The 17487-nt window shown below is 71.3% G+C and carries 16 protein-coding genes and 1 pseudogene; 7 read left to right on the top strand and 10 right to left on the bottom strand.

Going from position 1 to position 17487, the window contains the following annotated elements; genetic code table 11:
- A partial coding sequence (locus tag JOC24_RS26370; RefSeq protein WP_275588603.1) for a carboxyl transferase domain-containing protein occupies positions 1–588 on the bottom strand: 588 nt, incomplete at its 3' end.
- Between the two features lie 597 nt (positions 589–1185).
- Here JOC24_RS26370 and JOC24_RS26375 point away from each other — a divergent pair.
- Both JOC24_RS26375 and JOC24_RS26380 read left to right on the top strand, forming a co-directional pair.
- Entirely contained in the window at positions 1186–2397 is a 1212-nt protein-coding gene (locus JOC24_RS26375; protein WP_205023008.1) for a glycoside hydrolase family 64 protein, read from the top strand.
- 119 nt (positions 2398–2516) lie between these two features.
- Positions 2517–3839: a metal-dependent hydrolase family protein gene (locus JOC24_RS26380; RefSeq protein ID WP_205022896.1), complete on the top strand. Its 1323-nt coding sequence runs from the start codon at positions 2517–2519 to the stop codon at positions 3837–3839.
- 151 nt (positions 3840–3990) lie between these two features.
- Here the strand turns inward: JOC24_RS26380 and JOC24_RS26385 are convergent, their stop codons facing one another.
- Positions 3991–4515 carry a hypothetical protein gene (locus tag JOC24_RS26385; protein WP_205022897.1) on the bottom strand — a complete coding sequence of 175 codons (525 nt, stop codon included), beginning with the start codon at positions 4513–4515 and terminating at the stop codon, positions 3991–3993.
- A gap of 240 nt (positions 4516–4755) precedes the next feature.
- Here JOC24_RS26385 and JOC24_RS26390 point away from each other — a divergent pair, with 240 nt between their 5' ends.
- On the top strand, positions 4756–5370 hold the full coding sequence (locus JOC24_RS26390) for a YceI family protein (protein ID WP_205022898.1): 615 nt from the start codon (positions 4756–4758) through the stop codon (positions 5368–5370).
- A 330-nt stretch (positions 5371–5700) separates the two neighbouring features.
- Here JOC24_RS26390 and JOC24_RS33500 read toward each other — a convergent pair whose 3' ends face one another.
- The 3 genes and pseudogenes from JOC24_RS33500 to JOC24_RS33510 form a co-directional block, all read right to left on the bottom strand.
- Positions 5701–6339, bottom strand: coding sequence for an SAM-dependent methyltransferase (locus JOC24_RS33500; RefSeq protein WP_239581021.1), 639 nt, complete (start codon positions 6337–6339; stop codon positions 5701–5703).
- Positions 6336–7376: an NAD(P)/FAD-dependent oxidoreductase gene (locus JOC24_RS33505; RefSeq protein ID WP_239581022.1), complete on the bottom strand. Its 1041-nt coding sequence runs from the start codon at positions 7374–7376 to the stop codon at positions 6336–6338. Before JOC24_RS33505 ends, JOC24_RS33500 begins: the two co-directional genes overlap by 4 nt.
- A 376-nt stretch (positions 7377–7752) precedes the next feature.
- A pseudogene (locus JOC24_RS33510) lies at positions 7753–7863 on the bottom strand (RNA polymerase subunit sigma-24); the annotation flags it as partial.
- Between the two features lie 302 nt (positions 7864–8165).
- Between JOC24_RS33510 and JOC24_RS26405 the strand changes: the two are divergent.
- Entirely contained in the window at positions 8166–8900 is a 735-nt protein-coding gene (locus tag JOC24_RS26405; protein WP_205022900.1) for a translation initiation factor IF-2, read from the top strand.
- A gap of 28 nt (positions 8901–8928) precedes the next feature.
- On the opposite strand, the gene JOC24_RS26410 is transcribed toward JOC24_RS26405, so the two are convergent.
- Together JOC24_RS26410 and JOC24_RS26415 are read right to left on the bottom strand one after the other, a co-directional pair.
- Entirely contained in the window at positions 8929–9987 is a 1059-nt protein-coding gene (locus JOC24_RS26410) for an RNA polymerase sigma factor (RefSeq protein ID WP_205022901.1), read from the bottom strand.
- A 120-nt stretch (positions 9988–10107) separates the two neighbouring features.
- Positions 10108–10329, bottom strand: a complete 222-nt coding sequence (locus JOC24_RS26415; protein WP_205022902.1) for a hypothetical protein — start codon at positions 10327–10329, stop codon at positions 10108–10110.
- Between the two features lie 579 nt (positions 10330–10908).
- Between JOC24_RS26415 and JOC24_RS26420 the strand changes: the two genes are divergently transcribed.
- Complete coding sequence (locus JOC24_RS26420; RefSeq protein ID WP_205022903.1) at positions 10909–11787, top strand: SMI1/KNR4 family protein; 879 nt, start codon at positions 10909–10911, stop codon at positions 11785–11787.
- Between the two features lie 25 nt (positions 11788–11812).
- On the opposite strand, the gene JOC24_RS26425 is transcribed toward JOC24_RS26420, so the two are convergent.
- Positions 11813–12265: a hypothetical protein gene (locus JOC24_RS26425; RefSeq protein ID WP_205022904.1), complete on the bottom strand. Its 453-nt coding sequence runs from the start codon at positions 12263–12265 to the stop codon at positions 11813–11815.
- A gap of 283 nt (positions 12266–12548) precedes the next feature.
- Here JOC24_RS26425 and JOC24_RS26430 point away from each other — a divergent pair, with 283 nt between their 5' ends.
- Positions 12549–13919 (top strand): cellulase family glycosylhydrolase, encoded by a 1371-nt coding sequence (locus JOC24_RS26430; protein ID WP_205022905.1) that lies wholly within the window; start codon positions 12549–12551, stop codon positions 13917–13919.
- A 321-nt stretch (positions 13920–14240) separates the two neighbouring features.
- Positions 14241–15455, top strand: a complete 1215-nt coding sequence (locus tag JOC24_RS26435) for a M23 family metallopeptidase (RefSeq protein WP_307792760.1) — start codon at positions 14241–14243, stop codon at positions 15453–15455.
- A gap of 106 nt (positions 15456–15561) precedes the next feature.
- Here the strand turns inward: JOC24_RS26435 and JOC24_RS26440 are convergent, their stop codons facing one another.
- Together JOC24_RS26440 and JOC24_RS26445 are read right to left on the bottom strand one after the other, a co-directional pair.
- The gene (locus JOC24_RS26440) at positions 15562–16851 is read right to left on the bottom strand and encodes an NADase-type glycan-binding domain-containing protein (protein WP_205022906.1); all 1290 of its coding nucleotides are present in this window, start codon (positions 16849–16851) and stop codon (positions 15562–15564) included.
- Complete coding sequence (locus JOC24_RS26445) at positions 16848–17441, bottom strand: phage tail protein (RefSeq protein ID WP_205023009.1); 594 nt, start codon at positions 17439–17441, stop codon at positions 16848–16850. Before JOC24_RS26445 ends, JOC24_RS26440 begins: the two co-directional genes overlap by 4 nt.
- Positions 17442–17487 lie beyond the last annotated feature (46 nt).

Consider the following 17487-nt stretch of genomic DNA (forward strand, 5'->3'; position numbering starts at 1 on the left):
CATGAACACGAAGTCGGTCAGCGCCGGACTGTAGGCCGCGCCACCCGCACACGGGCCGAGCATCACGCTGATCTGCGGGATGACACCGGAGGCCCTGGTGTTGCGCTGGAAGATCCCGCCGTACCCGGCGAGCGCGCTGACACCCTCCTGGATACGGGCCCCGGCACCGTCGTTCAGCGACACCAGCGGGGCACCGGCCGAGATCGCCATGTCCATGATCTTGTGGATCTTCGTGGCGTGCGCCTCACCCAGCGCCCCGCCGAAGATCCGGAAGTCGTGCGCGTAGACGAACACCGTCCGGCCCTCGACCGTGCCCCAACCGGTGATCACACCGTCGGTGTACGGCTTCTTCGCCTCCAGGCCGAACCCGGTCGCCCGGTGCCGGCGCAGCTGCTCGACCTCCTTGAACGATCCCTCGTCCAACAGCAGCGCGATACGCTCCCGCGCCGTCAGCTTGCCCTTGGCGTGCTGCGCCTCGGTCGCCCGGTCGCTCGGTCCACGCCGGGCCTGCTCACGCAGCGCCAGCAGCTCGGCCACCCGGCCACGCGTGTCGCTCGGCTCGCCCGGGATTTCGTCCACAACGGTCATACGTCGACCCTACGAACCCGACCCGGAAAACCCTGCCGTTCACTCCGCACAGTCTCCTGCCCCGATTCCTGGAGGCACCTGACAGAAGTCGAGCAGCGGGCACCCGATCTGCCAGCTCATGGCGCATCGGCTTTGTAGGGCCTCGACAAAGGAGAAGATGTGACCCCAGCCACACGCCGGCCCGCGCGCCACGCCGTGGATCCACTTGGCCGGGCGACTCGACGCACCGCAATGGCTGAGGGTCCGCACCCGGGGCCGATCCCCGTCGGGCCGGGGCGACTGTACCCGCCCGCCACCCGGACGGGCCGACCGGGCGCACCCGCGAACAGCCCCGCACCGGTCGGCCGTCGCGTTCAGCTTCTGTTCACTCCGTGCATGCGATGGTCGACCAGGCGTGGCCAAAACCCTTCCGGCGACGTCGAGTTGTGAAGAACGACTACTTCTTGAGAGCGCTCTCAGTCATAAGTCTTGACGCTCGCCGAAGGCGTCGCGAGAGTGGTGCGCACCGCAGACGGCCCCACCTCCCCGCACCACCCCCCTGACCCCCGTCTGCGAACCCCCCCACACCTCGGGAGTTCCTTCGTGATTTCTCGCCGAATGTTCCTGACGGGCGCCGCCGCCTCCGCGACCGCGCTCACCTACCCCGTCTGGGGAAGCGCTCTGAGCCCCCGCACGTCGGCGGCCGCCGCGACGTGCGAACTGGCTCTGGAGAACCGCTCGTTGCCCGGAACGGTCCACGCGTACGTCACCGGCCACGAGCAGGGCACCGACCGCTGGGTGCTGCTGCGCCCCGACGGCAGCGTCTACCGCCCCGACTCCCCCGGCGCCCCGCAGACCCCGCTGCCGGTGGACTGCGCCATCCCCCTGAAGGCCGCGGGCGCCGGACCCGTCGTCCTGACCCTGCCCCAGATGTACGGGGCCAGGGTCTACTTCGTGCGCGACGACAAGCTGGACTTCTACCTCAACCCGGGGCCGTCCCTGGTCGAGCCGGCCTTCGCCACGCCCACCGACCCGAACTACGGCAGGACCTGGTCGTTCTGCGAGTTCACCTTCAATCCGCAGCAGCTGTACGCGAACATCAGCTACGTCGACCTGGTGACGGCCCTGCCCATCGGGCTGACCCTGGAGGGCGACTCCACGCACACGGTGGCTCCGCTCCCGGACGGCGCCGTCCAGCGCATCGCCGACGACCTCACCGCCCAGGCGGCCTCCGACGGCCAGCCCTGGGACAAGCTGGTCACCCGCGGCTCGGACGGCCAGGTCCTGCGGGTCGTCTCGCCGCAGAACCTGATGGCACCGTTCTTCGACCGCCCGGCCGAGATGCCGTTCCGGGACCTGTTCACCGCGCAGATCGACGAGGTCTGGGAGAAGTACCGCTCCACCGACCTGCGGATCGACCTGCAGGGCGGCCGGGGCACCCTGGCGGGCCGGGTCAGCGGGGACACGCTGACCTTCGAGGGCGGTCACACCTTCGTCAAGCCGACGTCGAAGGACATCTTCACCTGCAACCACGGCCCCTTCACGAACAACCCGGGCGACTCCGACGACAAGAAGGCGCTGCTGGCCAGGATCGCGGCGGGCTTCAACCGCTCGATCATGCTCAGTCATCCGCAGCAGCCCAACGGCACCACGGTGTCGGACTACTACAAGGGCGGTGTCACGAACCACTGGTCGCGCGTCGTCCACGCGAACTCCCCGATCGGTTACGCGTTCCCCTACGACGACGTACGCCCGGACGGTGAGCCGGACGTGTCCGGGGCGGCGCACGACGGCAACCCCCGGCGCTTCACGGTGAGCGTGGGCTCCTGACCCACCCCTGACACTGTGCCCGCCCGCCGCCGGTCCGCGGCGGGCGGGCACAGTCGCGTCCGCACCCGTGCGGCCCACCACGGCCTGCGCCGCCGGCCCCCGGGGCCGATCGTTGACAGATGTCCTCCCTCGGCGAGACCTCGGCCGGCGACCCCGGTGAGCGCGTCCTCCTCCACGGCCTGCGTCTGATCGACGGCACCGGCCGGGCTCCGGTACCGGACGCCGCGCTGCTGATCGAGGGTGAGGCCATCGGCTGGGCAGGCCCCTCGGCGCGGCTTCCCGGGGACCTCGGTCCGGTGCGACGGCTGGATCTGGCAGGCCGGACCCTGTGCCCCGGTTTCATCGACACCCATGTGCATTTCGCCCTGCCGGGACCGGCCGGCAATCCCCTCCAGGGCCTGTACGAGCTGCCGACCTACCGGACCCTGAAGGTCCTGGACCGGCTGCGCGCCACCCTGGAGAACGGGGTCACCACCGCCAGGGACCTGATGGGGCTGGACGCGGGCTTCCGGCAGGCCGTGGCGGAGCGGAGGGTCCCCGGGCCGCGACTGCTGGTCTCGGTCACCATGCTCAGCCAGCGTGCGGGGCACGCTGACTTCACCCTCGCCGGCGGGATCGACGGGCTCGCCGTCACCGTCGCCTTTCCCGAGAGCCCGCGCAGCCTGGTCGGTTCCGTCGACGACATGCGGGCGCGGGTGCGCGACCTGGTCGCGGCGGGTGCCGACTGCATCAAGCTCGCCACCAGCGGCGGCGTCACCTCCCCGCACGACCGGCCCGAGTGGCTGGGGCTGCGACCCGAGATGATCAGGGCGGCCGTCGAGGAGGCCCAGGCCTACGGCGGGCTGCCGGTCGCGGCGCACGCCATCGGGCGTCCCGGCATCGAGGCCGCCGTCCGCGCCGGGGTGAGCAGCATCGAGCACGGCTACGCCCTGGACGACGGGCTGCGGGCGGAGATGGTCGAACGCGGCCAGTACCTGGTGCCGACGCTGCTGGAGACGACGCAGGACCTGGATCCGGCGCGCACCTCTCCCTCGGCGTACGAGAAGGGAGTGCGCTGGCACCGGATCGCCCAGGAGTCGGTGGCCCTGTCCGCCGCCGCGGGGGTCAGGATCGCGATGGGGACCGACAGCGGCCTGGCCGTCGGCCACGGCAGGAACCTCCAGGAGCTGGGGCTGCTGGTCGACGTCGCCGGCCTGTCGCCCATGGCGGCGATCGTGGCCGCGACCGGCGACGCCGCGCGGCTGTGCGGCGTCGACGACGTCACCGGGACTCTGGAGGCGGGCAAGGCTGCCGACCTGGTGGTCACGGACGTAGACCCGCTGTCCGACATCGCTTCGCTGGGCGATCCCGCCCACATCCTGGCCGTGGTGAAGGAGGGCCGGATCGCCGTCGACCGCGCCGGCGTCCTCGGCGGAGGCGTCCTGCCCCCGCTCTGCCCCTGAGCCGGTCCGGCCCGCCTCCGCCGGGGCCGGGAGAGCAGCCGGAGGGTCGGGACGGCCACGCAAACGCCCCCGTCCGTCCCGGGTTCGGGTGGACGGGGGCGTCTCCGTGTGCGGGAGCAGGCGGTGCGGGTGGCCGGATCGCGCCGTCCGGTCAGCAGCCGCCGCAGTTGTAGTACGTCACGTCCCAGTGGTTGCCCTCGTCCGCGTAGATGTTGCCGGAGCCGGACTTGTACTGCGGCGCGCCGTCGCCGCGGACACCGATGTAGCTGAACACGCCCTTGACGTAGTTCGTCAGGCACGTGGTCTTGCCGAAGTCGAGCTTGTAGCCGTTCCAGTGCGAGTACGTGCCGCTCGCGTGCCCCGTCTCCGTGCCTCCGGTGATGTTGAGCGCGCAGCCCGTGGCGCTCTTCAGCGTCTGGGCGCCCTGGGCGCTGGCCAGGTTGAGCTGGTCGAAGGACGTGCAGGTGGAGACGTTCCGGTTGGAACAGCCGCCCGAGGACGACCAGGTGATCCCCGAGGAGCTGAAGCGGGAGGTCGCCTGGGAGTGGGTCAGCTTGGTGACGGCGTGCGCCTCGGTGGCACCGCCGCCGAGGACGCCGACGCCGGGCGCGAAGAGTGCGCCGAGGACGAGGGCGAGGGCGGTGAGGGCCGAGCGGAGTCTGGGGCGGGTCAGCATGGGGAGATGTCCTCCTGCTCATGACAATTAAGGGCAAGGAGATAGTGCCCCAGCTCTACGCGCGTCCGCCAGGGTGCGGCGGAGGCGCGCACGGCATTCCCCCCGACTTTCGGACCGGCCTGGACCCTTGATGTTGAACTTTGAACAAAAAGGGTCTACAGTCAATCTCGTTGAAGGTTAAACCAAACGTTCGGCGGTCTGCTCTGCAGAACGCGTCGGAACCGTCCCCGAGGAGGAGCCATGGCTCTGTTCAACCGCAAGAACGCCGCCCCGTCCACCACCGCCACCCTCGTCGTGGACCCGGCGCTGGCAGCCCTGACCGGCACCTACACGATCGACCCGGCTCACAGCAGCATCGGTTTCACCGTGCGCCACGCCATGGTCACCAACGTGCGCGGCTCCTTCGGTGAGCACGAGGGCACTCTGGTACTGGACGGGGCCGCCCCCTCCAACTCCTCCGCGTCCATCGACGTCAAGATCGCCAGCGTGGACACCGGCATCGCCGACCGTGACGGCCACCTGGTCAGCGGCGACTTCTTCGACGCCGAGAAGTTCCCCCTGATGTCGTTCCGCTCGACGCAGGCCGAGCAGCTCGGCGGCGACACCTACCGTGTCACCGGCGACCTCACGATCAAGGACGTCACCCGTCCGCTCGCCATCGACCTGGAGTTCAACGGTTCGGCCACCGACGTCTACGGCAACGAGCGCGTGGGCTTCGAGGGCAGCACCGACATCCTGCGCTCCGACTGGGGCCTGACCTGGAACGCCGCCCTGGAGACCGGTGGCGTGATGGTCAGCGACAAGGTGAAGCTGAACTTCGACATCTCCGCGATCAAGGCCGCCCCGCAGGCCTGATCCTCCGGAACCGAGCGCGCCCGCCGGCCCTCCCCTTCGGGGGGAGGACGGCGGGCGCTCGTCGTTCGCCCCGCGCGCGGCCGGCTTCCGCGCCCGCCCTCTCGGAGAGTTCAGCCGGCCGACGACCGGACGATCCCGCGCCCCGCCCGGGGTGCCGGGCCGAACGCGTCCGCGCAGCACCCCCGCCGCCCGGGGCGGCTCGCGTCGCGTGAGCGCCCACCAGCCGGGGAGACGGACCCACATGGCGAAGGACCCCCGGGACCGTCACGCGGGGCCCTCCGGGTTCCGGGGCCCCGCTGAAGGACGGCTCTCATCTGCTCCCGGGCCGGTTTACCGGCCTGCCACGCGGCGCACCTTCAGCGCGTTGTCGGTGCGCGTGGTGGGGTTGCCGTCCGGGTCGTTCTGAATGCGCTCGTGCTCCTCGCTGAGCAGCACCTCCCACTCCCCCTCCGGGAGTTCGAGGGAGGCGAGCACCTCGTCCGTCGTCGGCAGCTCCATGTCCGGGTGATCATGCTCCCAGGAGGGGAAGCCCGCGTGCCCGACGACGAGGAGCACACCTCCGGGCGCGACCACCGAGGCCGCCTGCCGCAGGATCCGCTCGCGCGGCAGGTCCCCCATGGAGTGCAGGAACTGGGCGGAGACCAGGTCGTACTCCCCCTCGGGGAACGAGGCCCCCAGGTCGTGCCACTGCCAGTCGATCCGGTCCGCGACCCCGGCGTCGGCCGCGTGGACCGCCGCACGCTCAAGGGCGACGCGCGAGATGTCCGTGGCGGTGACCGTCCAGCCGAAGCGGGCGAGCCAGACCGCGTCGGCGCCCTCACCGCAGCCCAGGTCCAGGGCACGACCGGGCGTGAGGCCCTCCACCTCGCGGACGAGGGCGGCGTTGGGGTTGCCGCTCCAGATCCGGTTGCTCTCGCGGTAGCGGTCGTCCCACATCTCGGCGTCGGTCCGGGTGCTGTCGGTGGTCATCGAATCTCCTGAAGTCCGTGACGACGGTCCCCGAGCACACGCTCGGTGACCTGGCGCTCGGCCTCGGCCGAGAAGGGTGCGCGGCGGGCGTCGACCGCGCGGCGGGTGTCGTCGGTGACGAGGTCCATGTTGATCATCGACGCCGCCTTGAGCCCGGCTGCGGCGGCTCCGACGACCTGCTCCATGAGGTTGGCGACGTTACCGGCCACCCACACGCCGGGCACGTCGGTGGCGCCCGAGGGGTCGGCCGCGATGTAGCTGCCGACGACGTGGTCGCCCATCAGCATCTCGGTGGGCGCCAGGCCGAGGCTCTCCAGCACCGCCGACCGAGCGGTGAAGCGGGGCTGGACGACGACTGCCTCACGCGGGACGACCGTGCCCCCGGCCAGCCGCACACCGGTGAGCCGGTGGTCTGCCGCCTCCAGCCCGGCCACCGTGCCCTCCATCACGCAGATCCCACGGGCGGCGAGCTGCTCGTACTCCTCGTCGGTGAAGTCGGCCTGCTCATGGCGGAACAGCATCACGTCATCGGTCCACTGCCGCCAGAGCAGGGCCTGGTGCACGGCCATGGGGCTGAGCGCCAGAACACCGACCGGCCTGTCCCGTACCTCCCAGCCATGGCAGTACGGGCAGTGCAGTACCTCGTTGCCCCAGTGCTCGGCGAGGCCCTCCACCGGCGGCAGCTCGTCCACGATTCCCGTGGTCACGAGCAGTCGACGGGCCTCGACGACTTCCCCGTCCGCCCGCACGACACGGAAACCGCCGCCGGGCAGCTTCTCGGCCGAGACGACCTCTCCCCGGACGATCTCGGCGCCGTAGTCCGCCGCCTCGGCCCGGCCGATGGCCAGCAACTCCAGGGGCGGAATGCCCTCCCGGCCGAGGTAGTTGTGGGCGTGGGACGCGGGTGCGTTGCGCGGGCTGCCCGCGTCGATCACCAGCACGGAACGCCGTGCCCGGGCCAGGGCGAGCGCCCCGCTCAGCCCGGCGGCCCCACCACCGATCACCACTACGTCGTACCGCTGGTTCGTCTCGCTCATGCGGATCACCTCCTGTTGTGGAGATGGTGCGCGCGCGGCGCCGGTTCGACAAACTTACTTGCCGAAGCGGCAAACTCGCACCAGGCGGTCTCCCCGGATCCCGCTTCTCCGCCCCCAGGCGCCCTGACGATCACCAGCCCGCGCCCGCACTCCGCGTCCGGCGCGGGCCGCGCGGCCTCCACGGCCTCGCCGCCACCGCTGTCGCGCACCTCGATCCGGAGCACGCCCCCAGGGTGAGCTGGATGTGTGGCTCCCCGAGCGCGCCGGACTCGCGGGCCCGATGGTGCTTCCGGAGACCCCTGACCACGACCATCCGGCCTACGTGGAGGCCCGGCCGGCCAGCAGGCTCCACGACGATCCGGATGACGCCGGCGCCCTCGGCATCGGCCGCCGGGCCGAGCATCTCGTAGGCGGCGGTGAAGGGGAGCAGGCCGCGTCGGGCGACGAAGGTCTCGGTCGCCAGGTCAACGGCATGTCCATCACCCATGACTTGATCATCTCCCCCTCGACTGCCCCAGGTCTGGGCGGTTCGAGCGGTTCGAGCTCAAGACACCACCTGCACGGCCCCGGTGACAGCATGTGACCCGCATCACTCGCCGTGCGTGGCTGAACGGACGAACACCGGCCGGCCTGCGGGACGCCGCCGGGCAACTGACACCGGATCCCGGCTTCCACGTTCCGAGGCGTCGGGACGATGTCTGATCGTCACACCGGCTGCGTACGATCACCTGTACCGGTCCAGGTACGTGAGCGGCCGGCCGCCGCGCGCGGCACCGGAAGGGTGGACACATGCGTCAATTGCTGCTTCTCGCACCGCTGTTGCTGGTCACCGTCGGCTGCGGAGTCGTGCAGTCCTCCGAGGGTGAGGCGACGGACGAAGCGCGGGGTGTGGCCACGACCGTGGGCGAACGTCTCCACGGCCAGCGTCCGCGCACGGCGGAGGAGGTGGGGCGCTTCGCATCCGGCATCGACGGGGTGGAGGTGATGCGGGTGACGGGCAACTCCACTCATGACGGGGACGGCATCGACGTGGTCGTCCGCACATCCGGTTCGGCGTACAACGGATGGTTCGACGTGGAGGAGATCACCGTGCTGCGCTGTTTCGCGGTGCGGGTGTCGCCCAGGTCGGAATGGCGTGAGGAGCCCGATGACGTCGACTGCCCTGACAGCCGTCCGCTGACCTTCGCCCCGCCGCCCGAACCGCCCCGACTGCCGTACGAGGAGCTCCGTACGAAGCTTCCCCGGGTGCCTGAGAGCGGCCAGGTGGACGAGGCCGAGGTGCGCCGCAGGGTCGCCGCCCTGGACATGGATCCGGCGATCCGTACCGAGGTGAAGGCGGACGGCGGCCGGGTCGGCGTCCTGCTGTCGGTGAAGGGCAACGGCTACGACCCGCAGGACTGCCTCCTTGGCCGCGTGGCTCCCGGCGCCACCAAGGTGTGGGTGCCGGCCCGGATCCAGCGGATGCCCGGAGAGGGTGGCTGCACCATCGCCAACGCCCTGGACCCGCTGCCGCCACCGCACTGATCGCGGACCGGAGCACGGGGCGGCCCGGTCATCCGTGGGTCAGCCCGTCGGGCAGGTCGACTGTGCCGTCGACACCGACGGTGGTGACGGCGGACGGTGCCGAGTGCGCCTCCCGACGACGGACGTCCGACGCGTCGACCGGCAGTGCCGGTATCGACGTGGAGGCGGCCACCGACGGCAGCGCGGGCGCCGCGCGGCCGGATCCGATCGATATCTCCACGGCCACCGTGTCCAACTGCCCGTCGGTGCTCGGAGGCACCCTCGGGACGGGCCGGGAGGTGTCCTGGCGCGCCCGGTCGACGCGACGGGGAACCGGAGAGGGGGTTGCCGCCGGCGGACGTGCCGGAGCCGCACGGGGAGCGGGTATCTCCGCGGCCGGGGCGGCCCGCGGCGCCACGGTCTCGGGCCCGTCCCCCGGAGACCGGCCGTCCGGCCGGTCGAAGGGTCCGGCAGGGAGCACGAGTCCCGCCACGGCGAGCGTCACCGCCGCCGATGTCACCCCGGCGGACTGGGTGACACCCGTACGAGGAAATCTGCGTGCGCACATCCACACGGTCGCGGCCAGTGTGAGGCTGCCGGCCAGGACGTCACGCAGCGACCGTCTGGCTCGGGCCAGCAGTGACTCGGTCGCCCGGTAGCTCAGCCCCATGGTCCGGGCGACCTGTCCGACGTCGAGGTCCTGTGCCTGGAGCCGCAGCGCATGCGCCTGGCGTGCGGGCAGCAGTTCAGCACTGCGGTCGGCCAGCCATTCGGCCTCCGCGCGGTCGCATGCCCTCTCCTCCACCGGGAACGGCTCGACCGGAGCGGCGGAGAGGCTCCTGCTCAACTCGCGGTCGCGGGCGACCTGACGGTGCCGTTCGGCGCATGCGCGTACCGTCGCGGTCCTGAGCCATGAACGCACCCGACCGTAGTGGACGTCGGGGTTCTCGACCGCGCGGATCATCGCTTCCTGCACGGCGTCCTCGGCCTCTTCGGCACTCGAGGAGCGACTGTGCGCGATCTCCAGCAGTTCGTCCCGGTGACTCCAGATGAGCTCCCACCGGTTGCCCGGGCCACCCGGACGGCGAGCGGTGGACGGGTCGCTCACGTTCGAAGCCTCTGGTCCGTGGGTTTCAGGTCCGGTGTTGCCTGGACCATGGTGCCTGACGGCCCCTATGCCCCGCGACCCGGCAGGTCGGGTTCCGGGGCATACGGGCTCAGCGCCGGATCAGACCGAGAGCGTGGCGGCGGAGCCGAGACCGGCGACACCCAGCACGTTGCCGCCGACGGCGCCCGAGACGCTGCCGGAGAGCAGGTCGGCGTCGAGCCCACCCACGACGCCACCGACGAGGGGCGCCTCGACGGAAGCAGCGCCGGCGAGGCCGCCGGACACGACGTCCAGGTCCGCGTCGGAGATTTCCTGGGTCTGAATCTGGGGGGCGGAGCTCATGATGTGCATTCCCTTCGCATTAATTCCGAATGGCTCGGGCCAAATCCGCAGTGGGGATCGGCACGTGCCGCTTTCACGGTCACCGGAGCGATTTCACGGTTCGCCCGGAGGCGTCGAATTTCCCTGCGGCTTCCGCGATGTGAGGGATGTAAGCACGCGAGGCCGTGACGAAGCCACCCTCCACCGCTTTCACGCATGGCATTTCGACATCGAGGGGCCGACGCGGTCACATTGCTTCCCGGACCGGTACAGCTTCTTCACTCGACCGACCGACGGACGTTCCGTGGGCCGCATTCTTGATCCGCCGCGAAAAGGGACATAGTCGGCCGCGGACATGATGTATACGGTCCGCCCCCGGAGAACCTTCGGGTGCGCCTCGCCGCCTGCGGACACCGTGTGCAGATCCGCCGCAGACACCCCCGGGCCCGCCCATCGGGAAGCTCAGCCGGTGCGGGTGCGACCGGGGATCTGGGATGCTGCCGATGCCGTCGCGTGTCCGCCGGAGGCACGAAGCGCCGGCCCGCCGGACGACCTTCCTGGAGAAGTCATGACGCGTACAGCAACCGCCGAGGTGGGGACGTGACCGGTCCGCACAGCTCCGTCGCCCGGGTGATCGAACGCGTGCGCCCTCCCGTGACCGCGGTGGACGGGTACGGCGACTGGGGGGAGGCCGAGCGCGCCCTGGGCACCCCGCTGCCCGAGGACTTCAAACAACTGGTCACGACGTACGGGCGCGGGGACTTCTGGGGCGCGCTGTGCCTGTGCACCCCGTTCGGTGACGACAACCCGGTCCCGCTCAGGGGGGAACTCCTGGAGGACTACGGTCCGCTGCGCGACGACTCGCCCGACCAGTACCCCTACCCCCTCTTCCCGGAGCCCGGCGGGCTGCTCGCCTGGGCGGTGACGGAGAGCGCGGCGCACGTGTGCTGGCTGACGGAAGGGCCTCCGGAGTCCTGGCCCGTGGTGATCTGGTCGCGGGACGACGACTACGAGCGGTTCGACTGCGGGGCCGGCGCGTTCCTCGACGGGGTGACGAGCCGCGGCATCACCTCCGAGCTCCTGCACCACGACCCGGAGATCGCCCCCTGGTTCGACCCCGCGATCGAACTCGACCACGTCTACGTCCGGCTGGGCGAGGGGCCCCGCCCCTACGAGGAGCGCCTGCGGATCCTGCGCGACGCGTTCGCCCCCACGTCCGACCGGGGTGACTACGAGTACAACGGTCAGCGGCAGGACCACTTCGCCGTCGACGGCACCGGCTGGCTCATGACGTACGAGTGCGCCTACGGTCATCAGCTCCGGGTCGCGTTCCCGCCCGCCGACAGTGCGGACGCCCGCCGCGCCGTGCTGGCGGCGGTGGATCTGATGGGGTGCCCCGTGCTGTCGGCGGACACCGTGCACGGCACCTCGTCGTGGGGCTCCGAGGCCGGACCGGCGGACGGGTCTCCGTCGCGGTGAACCCGCGGCCCGGCCGCGGCCGGTCTCACCGCTGCGCCCGCGTGAACGCCGGATCGTGCAGATCGAGATGGAGCAGATTCCCCCAGTCATTGGTGAAGACCGCTCGCGCCCCCTCGTGACGCACGCCCACGAACGGGTTCGACAACCACATGGCGAGGACCCACACCAGGGTGCGGTCGGCGTCGAGGCGGGCGAGGTAGCCGATGTTGCCCATCCCGCTGCCGCCGCCCGACATCCAGCCGGATCCGTCGGGCAGCGGGTGCTCGAAGCCGGGGTCCGCTTCCGTGGAGCCTTCGGCCTCGACGGCCTCGGCCACGTCGAACGGTCCTCCGAGGCGGAAGGGAACGGGCTGCCCGGCCTCCGGGTGGTAGGCCCCCGGGCCCTCCACATACACCTCCAGGCCGGTGTCGTCCGGTCGGTAGAGCCCGTCCCGGACAGGGAACTCGCCTGCCATCCAGAGGCGTTCGACCACTCCCATCCGCCTCACCTTCCCTTCGTCGCGCCCGAAACGTGTTGCGTAGGCCCTCATCCTGCGACAGATCACCGTGCGGGAGATGCCGGGTCCCCCGCGTGCGGCCAGGAGTTCTTCACCGTCCCGCCCCCGCCAGGGCCGGGGCGCGATGCCGTTCCTCCCGTACGGCACTTCGTCGAATGCCTGTCGAATCTCTGTACGCGCGTCCGCGTACCGGTGTACGGTCTCGGGCCGATGGACCTTGGGAGCGCTCCCACATCTGATTCCGCTTCGCACGAGGAGGAACACCATGAAACGCCTGTTCGCCTTACTGGCGACCTTCGCGACCGTCCTGGGTCTGACGGCGGCGTTCGGACCCCAAGCCGCGGCCGCCACGGGCTGCAAGGTCGAGTACACGGTCGCCAGCCAGTGGCAGGGAGGCTTCCAGGCCGGAGTGAAGGTCACCAACCTGGGAGCCCCTGTCAGCGGATGGACGCTCCGGTTCGCCATGCCGGACGCCGGACAGAAGGTCGCCCAGGGCTGGAACGCGACCTGGTCGCAGTCCGGTTCGGCGGTCACCGCCGTCGGCGTCGACTGGAACCGCACCCTGGCCACCGGCGCGGTCGCCGACCTGGGCTTCTCCGGTACCTTCACGGGCGCCAACCCGAAGCCCACGGCGTTCACGCTCAACGGCGTCGCCTGTACGGGATCCGTCGACGAGCCCACCCCCGACCCGGTCGCAGGCACCCCCGTGGAGGTCAACGGCTCGCTCCACGTCTGCGGCGTGAACCTGTGCAACCGGTTCGACCGCCCCGTCCAGCTGCGGGGCATGAGCACGCACGGCATCCAGTGGTTCGACCAGTGCTACGACGCCGCGTCCCTGGACGCGCTGGCGAACGACTGGAAGTCCGACCTGCTGCGTATCTCCATGTACGTGCAGGAGGACGGCTACGAGACCGACCCGGCGGGCTTCACCAGCCGTGTGAACCGTCTCGTCGACATGGCCGAGGCCCGGGGCATGTACGCGTTGATCGACTTCCACACCCTGACGCCGGGTGATCCGAACTACAACCTCGACCGCGCCAAGACGTTCTTCGCGTCCGTCGCCGCGCGCAACGCCGGCAAGAAGAACGTGATCTACGAGATCGCCAACGAGCCCAACGGCGTGAGCTGGCCGGCCATCAAGAGCTACGCCGAGCAGGTCATCCCGGTGATCCGGGCGGCCGACCCGGACGCCGTCGTCATCGTCGGCACCCGCGGCTGGTCCTCGCTGGGCGTCTCGGACGGCTCGAACGAGAGCGAGGTCGTCAACAACCCGGTCGCCGCCGCCAACATCATGTACGCGTTCCACTTCTACGCCGCGAGCCACAAGGACTCCTACCGCTCCACGCTCAGCCGGGCGGCCTCGCGACTCCCCCTCTTCGTGACCGAGTTCGGGACGGTGAGCGCCACCGGCGGCGGGGCGATGGACGTGGCGAGCACCACGGCGTGGCTGGACCTGCTCGACCAGCTGAAGATCAGCTACGCGAACTGGACCTACTCCGACGCCCCCGAGAGCAGTGCCGCGTTCCGTCCCGGCACCTGCGGCGGCGGCGACTACAGCAGCAGTGGTGTGCTGACGGAATCCGGGGCGCTGCTGAAGAACCGCATCAGTACGCCCGACAGTTTCCCCACCGGCTGACCTCCGTCGGGGCTCCGGCAGGTCCGGAGCCCCGACGGCTCTCTCGCGACGCGTCCGGCCGGCAGGTCGAGCGCACGGCGAACGGGCCGACAACGGCCGCACGTCACGGACCCTGACGGCGCGCGCGCCCGGACGGCATCGGACATCTCCGCGAGCCTCCCGCGCACCCGATCACGCCGCCCGGGACTGCGCAACGGCGCGGCACTCGCCGATGCGTCCCGCGGTTCCCGGCGCGGGATGCGCGGGCCCCGGCCGGGCCTTCCGGGGCGGATGACATAGTGATCCTCATCGCGACGGTCGAGTTGGGGGAGAACCGGGCCTGTGAAGATCGCTCGCTGGATGGTGCCTGTCATCGTCGGGGTCGTGGTGACGCCGTTATCCATCGGAGTCGGGGGCCTTCTGCTCGGGACCTTCGACGACAGCGAGACGGCCGGCGGGGAGGTGCCCGCGCCGATGAGCACCGAGTTGAAGGCGGGCGACGTGGGGGTCCCCGTCGTCTACGCGAAACTCATACGCGACGCCGCGGCCGACTGCGACGAGAAGCTCCTCACCGCGCCCGTGCTGGCCGCCCAGTTGAAGCGGGAGAGCAACTTCAACCCGAGGGCCAGGTCCGTGGCCGCCGACGAGCCGGTCGGCGACGAGGGCTCGCTGACGGATCCACGGAGCGAGGAACAGCGGGCAGAGGACGGGGACCCGGCAGAAGACGGCCTCACCGGTGAGGACTCTGCCACCGGCTCCGCAAACGCCTCCTCGGGCGGGGAACTGCCCGACGTGGCACAGGCCGAACGCCCCGTCACCAGGGGCATCGCGCAGTTCTCCGACGCCGACTGGGCGGCCGCGGGCATCGACGGCAACAACGACGGCGTCAAGGACGTGCTGGACCCGGCGGACGCCATACCGGCGCAGGGCAGGAAGATGTGCGAACTCCTGCGGACCGCGAAGCAGCACCCGGGCTACCGGGGCGCCCCCCTCGAACTGGCACTGGCCGGCTACCGCGTGAGCTGGAAGACGGTCGAGGAGTACGGCGGTGTGCCGCGGGCGAGCGGGGCGGACGGGGAGACGTACGAGTACGTCGAGGCCGTCATGAAGTCCTACCCGAAGATGGTCGTCCCGGTCGGCGGGGCCGTGTCCGGCGGCTGGACCCTTCCCGTCGAGGGCCCGGCCGGCACCCCGTACCACCAGCGTGGCTCGTCCTGGTCCACCGGTCTGCACACCGGGGTCGACTTCGTGGTCCCCACCGGGACGCCGGTCAAGGCCATCGGCCCCGGCGAGGTCGTCACCGCCGGGGCGGGCGGGGACTACGGCAACCAGGTCGTGATCCGCCACGAGGACGGTACGTTCAGCCAGTACGCCCACCTCTCCGAGGTGAAGGCAGTCGTCGGCCAGAGCGTCCAGGGCGGCACGCTCATCGGCTGGTCCGGAGAGACCGGCAACGCCTCGGGGCCGCATCTGCACTTCGAGATCCGCACGGGGCCCGCGTTCGGGTCCGACCTCTCCCCCGTGCCGTATCTGCGCGCCAAGGATCTGATCCTGTGAGGACGTCCCGGCCGTGAGCGCCTGAGGGACACACGGCCGCCCCCTCGACGCGACGCTCCGGGGAGCCGGTCGAGGGGGCGGGACCCCGCGGATGACGGGACAGACCTCAGGTGCCGCTGGTCGTGGCGCGGGTGAAGAACTCGATCTCGGCTATCGAGACCTGCTTGTCGGAACCCACGTTGAACGCCGAGCGGATGATGAACCGTACGCTGACGACGTTCTGCGCCCGGAACTTCCGCTGCTGGGGGCCGCTCATCTGGTCGAGCTTGATGTGACGCGTGCTCTTCTTCCCGTCGGCCGTGGTGATGACCGCGTCCATACGGTGCGGCAGCGCGGCCTCGGAGAGGTCGGAGGGCTTGGTCGAGATGCCGGACGTGATGAGGATGTCCAGCAGACGCGTGGGTTCCAGGAAGCGCGCCTCCACCCATTCGCCCTCGGCGGACTGCGAGACGCCGGGGCCCCACCAGCTGTTGTTGATCTTGTCGAAGATCGCCTTCGGTGGGTGGCCCTTGAAGGAACGGGACGCCTCGGCGGCGTCCGGGCTGATCTGGGCCCGCTTCGCGAAGTGGTCGCGTCCCGCGTTCCATGCGTTGTCCACGTGGAACGCCCCGTAGATCACCAGGCCGAGCGCGAGACCGTAGGCGACCCAGGTGAAGATGCGGCCGATGCCCCGGCGCAGCCTCGGGCGTTCACCCGCCCAGGGCGTCGGGCGGTCGCCGAAGCCCCGCATGCGGCGCCACCAGGGGCGCCGGGCTTCCGGGACGCCGGGGCGCTCCGCGAGGGACATGCCGCAGCGTCGGCAGAAGTGCCGGTCGGGGCGGTTGCCGACCTCGCACCAGGGGCACGGGGGGCCGGTCTCGTCGGCCGGCTCACCGCTGGGGGCCTGGACCCTGGGGCGGGCCGCGGCGGGCATGCCGGGCAGGACCGGGGCGACTTCCGGTGCCGGGTCGACGGCCCGCTGGTCGGCGACCGGTACGAGCAGCGCCCTGGCCCGCGCACTCGCGTCCGGTTCGGGGTCCGGGGTCGCGGCCTGTGGAGCGGGCTGCGTGGCGGAGATCACCGGGATCGAGGTCAGGGTGTCGTCCTCCTCCTCGGGCTCCGCCCTCGGCGCGTCGGCACGCGCGGGTTCGCGCGCCGGGTCCGTGGTCCCGGCATCCGCTTCCGCGCCGGCCGACGTTGCCGGGTCCTGGTCGGAGTCCGGAGCACCAGGGGTGTCCGTGGCGGCGACCCATCCCCTGCGCGGGGTCCAGCCCAGTACCGCGCCGCAGCCGTCGCAGAAGGACTGCCCGGGGGTGGGCAGCGTGCCGCATTCGGCACAGTGACGTGGCTGGTCCCCCGTGTCTCCGGTGCCTGTGGAAGAAGGTGGCGTGGAGGGGGAAGCCTGCTGACTGGTCACCTGTCGGAAGTCCTTTCGGCGGTGATCACTTGGACCGTGTAAGGCATGTGTGCGGGGCGAGCTGCCGCTACGAGGCGCTCCAGCCGGTGCTCGGCGGCGGGGCCGGGCTCCGGCAGCCGTAGGGTGACGTGCAGATGGGGGCGGTTCTCCCCGGGGACCGGGCCCAGGGGTCTGGCGTCCCAGGCGGCCGCGCCGCTCTCGGTGATCTCCGGCTCCACGCCGAAGGCCAGCCGTACCGCCTCGGAGAGTCCGCGCCGGGTGCCGCGGATGCGGTGGAGCCGTACGGCGGCGGTCACCGCGGCGCGCAGCGCGGCCGTCGCCTCCGTGTCCTGCGGGTGGCCGGTGGACGGAGCGGTGAGCGGGGCAGGGTCCCCGCCCGCGGGTGCGTCGGTGTCGCCGGCCGTCTCCGGGTCCTCGGTCTCCGCGCCCACCCAGCCGCCGAGCCAGCGGGTGAAGTCCGCAGGCGCGAGCGACGGCGTGAAGTAGGCGTCCAGGCAGTCGAGCACGTTGTGGAGCGGAGCGAGGACCTCGTCGATACCCGCGACGAAGCGCTGGGCGAGGTCGTCCTCGGCGAACACCGCCGGCAGCATCACGCCCAGCGGTGCCGAGGAGCCGAGTCCGTCGACGGAACCGCGC

Origin of the sequence: Streptomyces sp. HB132, assembly GCF_016909575.1 — a bacterium.
Taxonomy (GTDB): Bacteria; Actinomycetota; Actinomycetes; order Streptomycetales; family Streptomycetaceae; genus Streptomyces.

Bases quoted from the DNA above. Each gene is read 5' to 3' on its own strand.
- JOC24_RS26375 (WP_205023008.1), top strand. From the start codon at position 1,186: ATGTTCCTGACGGGCGCCGCCGCCTCCGCGACCGCGCTCACCTACCCC.
- JOC24_RS26380 (WP_205022896.1), top strand. From the start codon at position 2,517: ATGTCCTCCCTCGGCGAGACCTCGGCCGGCGACCCCGGTGAGCGCGTC.
- JOC24_RS26385 (WP_205022897.1), bottom strand. From the start codon at position 4,515: ATGCTGACCCGCCCCAGACTCCGCTCGGCCCTCACCGCCCTCGCCCTC.
- JOC24_RS26390 (WP_205022898.1), top strand. From the start codon at position 4,756: ATGGCTCTGTTCAACCGCAAGAACGCCGCCCCGTCCACCACCGCCACC.
- JOC24_RS33500 (WP_239581021.1), bottom strand. From the start codon at position 6,339: ATGACCACCGACAGCACCCGGACCGACGCCGAGATGTGGGACGACCGC.
- JOC24_RS33505 (WP_239581022.1), bottom strand. From the start codon at position 7,376: ATGAGCGAGACGAACCAGCGGTACGACGTAGTGGTGATCGGTGGTGGG.
- JOC24_RS26405 (WP_205022900.1), top strand. From the start codon at position 8,166: ATGCGTCAATTGCTGCTTCTCGCACCGCTGTTGCTGGTCACCGTCGGC.
- JOC24_RS26415 (WP_205022902.1), bottom strand. From the start codon at position 10,329: ATGAGCTCCGCCCCCCAGATTCAGACCCAGGAAATCTCCGACGCGGAC.
- JOC24_RS26425 (WP_205022904.1), bottom strand. From the start codon at position 12,265: ATGGGAGTGGTCGAACGCCTCTGGATGGCAGGCGAGTTCCCTGTCCGG.
- JOC24_RS26430 (WP_205022905.1), top strand. From the start codon at position 12,549: ATGAAACGCCTGTTCGCCTTACTGGCGACCTTCGCGACCGTCCTGGGT.
- JOC24_RS26445 (WP_205023009.1), bottom strand. From the start codon at position 17,441: ATGCTGCCGGCGGTGTTCGCCGAGGACGACCTCGCCCAGCGCTTCGTC.